Raw genomic sequence first — 3,818 nt, forward strand, 5'->3', positions numbered from 1 at the left:
AAATTTTGAGCGATATCTGAAAATCCATACAGCTATATGTGGCATTCCAGCTGGATGTAGGATGGTTCCCGGCTCGTTGGCCGGGATGACGTCTAGTTATCTTTATATTGTCGACGATTCCGGTGCCTTATTCGTACGATAGAACTCTTCTCTGGCTCTTGCTTTAGCAGCGTAGGTGACGAGTGCACAGAGCGTGAAAAAGTTTATAAACAGTACAACGTTTAATCGGATGTTGTTCTTTATGAAGAGCTGATCCAGAAACTTCCATTTATATAACCACACTTCGATATAAACAATGAAGTTAATTGCTATGTCAACCCCGAACAACATCAGAAGTCCTATTTCCTGCAGTGCGAGGTGATGATTGTTATAGACTCGGCGGAAAAAATCCCAGTGTGTTTTTTGATATATCCAGTACGCGATATGTTTTCTGTAAATGATAGGAATACAAAATATCAAATCGAACACGATGCAATAAAGGTAAAAGTGTGTTGTCCAGGTCAAGGTTATAGGGAGTATGGCATCATCGATTGCCTCAAGACCAAAAAGAAATAGTAAAAAGTAGCGAGAGCACTCATATTTCCAGGTCGAAACAAGTGCAATTATCATCGCAATAAATGTTAGATAATAGACGAAGTCATATATGCTGATGCCCATTCTATTTATCCTCCTCGTCTTGCTCTTCATCGGAGTCTTTCGCTTCACTACTCGTAACAAAGCCAAAATACATACTGACCATGTCCTTACCAAAAATTAGAAACAGGTCGAGTAGCTGTGCACTGGTCATTTCGGTTTTACCGCTTTCCCAGTTACTGACGGTGGATTGGTCTACTTTTGAGGTCATTTTGGCGGCGAGCTCTCGCTGACTGAGCCCCATCTCCTGGCGCATCTGTCGAATAGAGCGTTGTAACTGCAGCTTGAACTTATCAATTTCCTTTTTGCGCTTCCCTGTTGTTGTTGTCATTCTTATATCCGCAAGTTTTATGTGGAGAAGAATTTTACACAACAGATACTATGTATCAATAAATAAGAATGGGTTAGCTACTTTTAATGAATATATTAATGACGCTAATGATAGAGAAAGGATGAAGTCTTATGGCTAGGAATCTTGTGATGAATATATTCATCAACGAATAGAGCTCATGGTTAATAATTTTAGCTATTTAGAAAAATTATAACCGATAAAGCTAAGAGCTCTAAAAGGTGAGGATATAGATATGTAATAGAAAACGCGCTGTAGGAGTTACAGCAAGGAAAGCAACAATTACTTTAATGTGATGCTAGCCATTTGTTTATTACTATTTCGACGGTGCTTCTAGAAAAGAGCCAGTTGCTATCCAGGCTTCTTTTTTGCAAACGGGTGGCGTATAAACAGCCGTCCTATCCGGTAGATCTGGACCACCGGTGCCGCCGCCACCACCACCATAAACTTTTGTAAGTGATTTTCTTGGAATTTTAGCCATGATAATATCAATCCTTAAAGGCGTTTCACAATATGTGTAGCTAATGAAAAAGTTAGCAAACGTGAGACTATTTAGAGGCTAGCCGCATTTACTCTTTGGAACAGGTGGTATGTAAACAGCGGTACGGTCTGGAAGGCCTGGGCTACCACCACCGCCGCCAGATCCTATGCCGCCGTAAATTTTTGAAAGTAAATCAGATGAAATTTTAACCATGATAGAATTTCTCCCTAGAAGGTGTTTTAACTATATAAGTAAGTAGTGCAAGCATGCCAAGTACATGCAATGCAATTTGAATTGGATCTCTTATAATTAACTTAATATAAGGGTTATCTATGACATATAAGCGATAGAGCCATATTTCGATATACACGATAAAGTTAACAATGAAGTTAACTATGTTGACTAATATTAAGCCAATTTCTTGCAATGAGAAGTGATGCTGTTCCACAACTCTTTTAAAGTAGTCGACTCCCGTCTTTTCGTATAACCATTGAGATGTTTGCTGTCTATAGATGATAGGAACTAAGAATAGAACATCAAGAATCATACAATAAAGGTAGTGGTGAGTTGTCCAGTTTAAGCTGGTTTTATATATAGACTCGTCAATTATCTCAACGATGAGCAATAAGACTAGAAAGTAGCGCGCACTTTCATAGCGCCAAGTAATGGCGAGAGAAAATAATATTATCGGGACGCCAGCATACGTAATAAAAGTACCAAAATCCATCCTAAGACTCCTTCTCTTCTTGTTCTTTTTTGGTGTCTGACTCTTTTTCTGCGTTATTCAAGAAGCCGAAGTACATCGCCACCATATCTTTACCAAAGATCAGAAATAAGTCCAGTAATTGGGCACTGGTCATTTCTGTTTTTCCACTTTCCCAGTTACTCAAAGTGGATTGGTCAACTTTTGAGGACATTTTGGCAGCTAATTCCCTCTGACTCAAGCCCACCTCAATGCGCATTTGCCGGATAGATCGCTGCATTTGTACTTTAAACTTGTCAATTTGCCGTTTTCTCTTCCCTGGACTGTTCTTCATATTATTTCCTGTAAGAGGTATATTGATTATATTTTACTTTATTGTAACGTTGCTGCAATGTTTAATACCATGCGTCCTGCAATTGATGAAAACATTCATCACTTCTCAGCTTTTAGGTTTGTACGGTTATTATTCACTCTGTATACGCTTTGGTTTTCTACTTTTTATACATTTAGGCCGGAAAATGTTCAAAGGTGTACGAGAAAGCACTCAGGAACAGCGTCGTTGCGTATTTTAGCGCAATGTAAGCTTGAGGTGAATTAGTTTGTATAATGGATATTATTTTGGTGCGCGATTGCACGGGAGAAATACTATGAGGTTGGCATCCAACTGAATGCAATTAATCAAGCTTAATGGGCAAATCTCAACACTGCAAAGTGAGATGTTTAAAGCAGCTCACTTCGTATGATTCGGGCAATGGAGGTTAAATCTGTCTGACGTTGCATGGCCTCGCTTTTACTGATCCCTTTGATAGCCTCGTAATCATCCAAAAAGAACGCAGTATCATACTTGTTTGAACGGGGGCATTTAACATAGACCAGCACATAACAATATTGAAATATTTGGTCTAATGAGCGGAAAAAGTCGATATCGCTGGCACTGATGTTTGGCTTTACCGTGTCGTTTAGCCTGTTCAGGTAGACATGCTTGATATAGACCGAGCGGCCGTTGCGGGAGTACTTTGCAATATCGTGAACCCCTTGATTAAAAACGGTCTTAATCTGTACATCGCTTAGTGGCACCAGACTGGAAGTAAACATGTCTGTGCCTGACTTGTGCGCCGATGTGGCCCATGATTTAAATTGTTCAAACATATCTTGGCTCCTTCAAGTATTGTTATTCAACGGGTTATGTACCTGGTTGCTATGTCCTTTAGTTCGTTTTTTTGCAGAGATTGTTATGCAACCATGTTGTTATAGTGTTAAATCATAGCCTAATTGAATATTAATGTGTTCATTAGTTGTAACTTTTTTAACGGGAAACTAACTACCCAGCACTAAAAGGCCGTGCTTAACGTGTTTTACGTTAGCAAAATGTTTCTTTTTTGACCGGTAAGCACGAGCTCTAGTATCGGTTGCTCATAAGCACAAGTAATCAAACTAACACTGTCATAGCCCGACACAACTCCCTGTCATCCCGCACTCGATGCGGGATCTACTTACCGGCGGCTCGGTTTAGCAATCTTTACTCAGTAAAAAGCGCACTGCATCTCGTTATCTGACACTCAGCGTCATTATCCGTAGGACTTGAATTGACTGCAGAATGGTTCCCGGCTCGCTGGCCGGGATGACGAGGGTAGGTGAGGAGCTGGGGACGC

Annotated in this window: 5 protein-coding genes; all 5 read right to left on the reverse strand. The window is 40.1% G+C overall.

The window, feature by feature from the left end:
- Positions 1-658: 658 nt before the first annotated feature.
- The 5 genes from ACXAH1_RS24535 to ACXAH1_RS24555 all read right to left on the reverse strand — a co-directional run bounded on the left by ACXAH1_RS24535 (position 659) and on the right by ACXAH1_RS24555 (position 3,315).
- Positions 659-964, reverse strand: coding sequence for a helix-turn-helix domain-containing protein (locus ACXAH1_RS24535; RefSeq protein WP_253048238.1), 306 nt, complete (start codon positions 962-964; stop codon positions 659-661).
- A gap of 334 nt (positions 965-1,298) precedes the next feature.
- The gene (locus ACXAH1_RS24540) at positions 1,299-1,463 is read right to left on the reverse strand and encodes a hypothetical protein (protein ID WP_475200323.1); all 165 of its coding nucleotides are present in this window, start codon (positions 1,461-1,463) and stop codon (positions 1,299-1,301) included.
- A 205-nt stretch (positions 1,464-1,668) separates the two neighbouring features.
- Positions 1,669-2,190: a hypothetical protein gene (locus ACXAH1_RS24545; RefSeq protein WP_475200324.1), complete on the reverse strand. Its 522-nt coding sequence runs from the start codon at positions 2,188-2,190 to the stop codon at positions 1,669-1,671.
- 1 nt (position 2,191) lies between these two features.
- Entirely contained in the window at positions 2,192-2,500 is a 309-nt protein-coding gene (locus ACXAH1_RS24550; RefSeq protein ID WP_475200325.1) for a helix-turn-helix domain-containing protein, read from the reverse strand.
- A 386-nt stretch (positions 2,501-2,886) separates the two neighbouring features.
- Entirely contained in the window at positions 2,887-3,315 is a 429-nt protein-coding gene (locus tag ACXAH1_RS24555; protein WP_475200326.1) for a hypothetical protein, read from the reverse strand.
- Positions 3,316-3,818: the final 503 nt, after the last annotated feature.

The sequence above is a fragment of the Pseudoalteromonas sp. AWH4_217 genome (assembly GCF_056161105.1).

What these genes read in the sequence shown, in the direction of transcription:
- ACXAH1_RS24535 (WP_253048238.1), bottom strand. Translation starts at nt 964, where the DNA reads ATGACAACAACAACAGGGAAGCGCAAAAAGGAAATTGATAAGTTCAAG.
- ACXAH1_RS24540 (WP_475200323.1), bottom strand. Translation starts at nt 1,463, where the DNA reads ATGGCTAAAATTCCAAGAAAATCACTTACAAAAGTTTATGGTGGTGGT.
- ACXAH1_RS24545 (WP_475200324.1), bottom strand. Translation starts at nt 2,190, where the DNA reads ATGGATTTTGGTACTTTTATTACGTATGCTGGCGTCCCGATAATATTA.
- ACXAH1_RS24550 (WP_475200325.1), bottom strand. Translation starts at nt 2,500, where the DNA reads ATGAAGAACAGTCCAGGGAAGAGAAAACGGCAAATTGACAAGTTTAAA.
- ACXAH1_RS24555 (WP_475200326.1), bottom strand. Translation starts at nt 3,315, where the DNA reads ATGTTTGAACAATTTAAATCATGGGCCACATCGGCGCACAAGTCAGGC.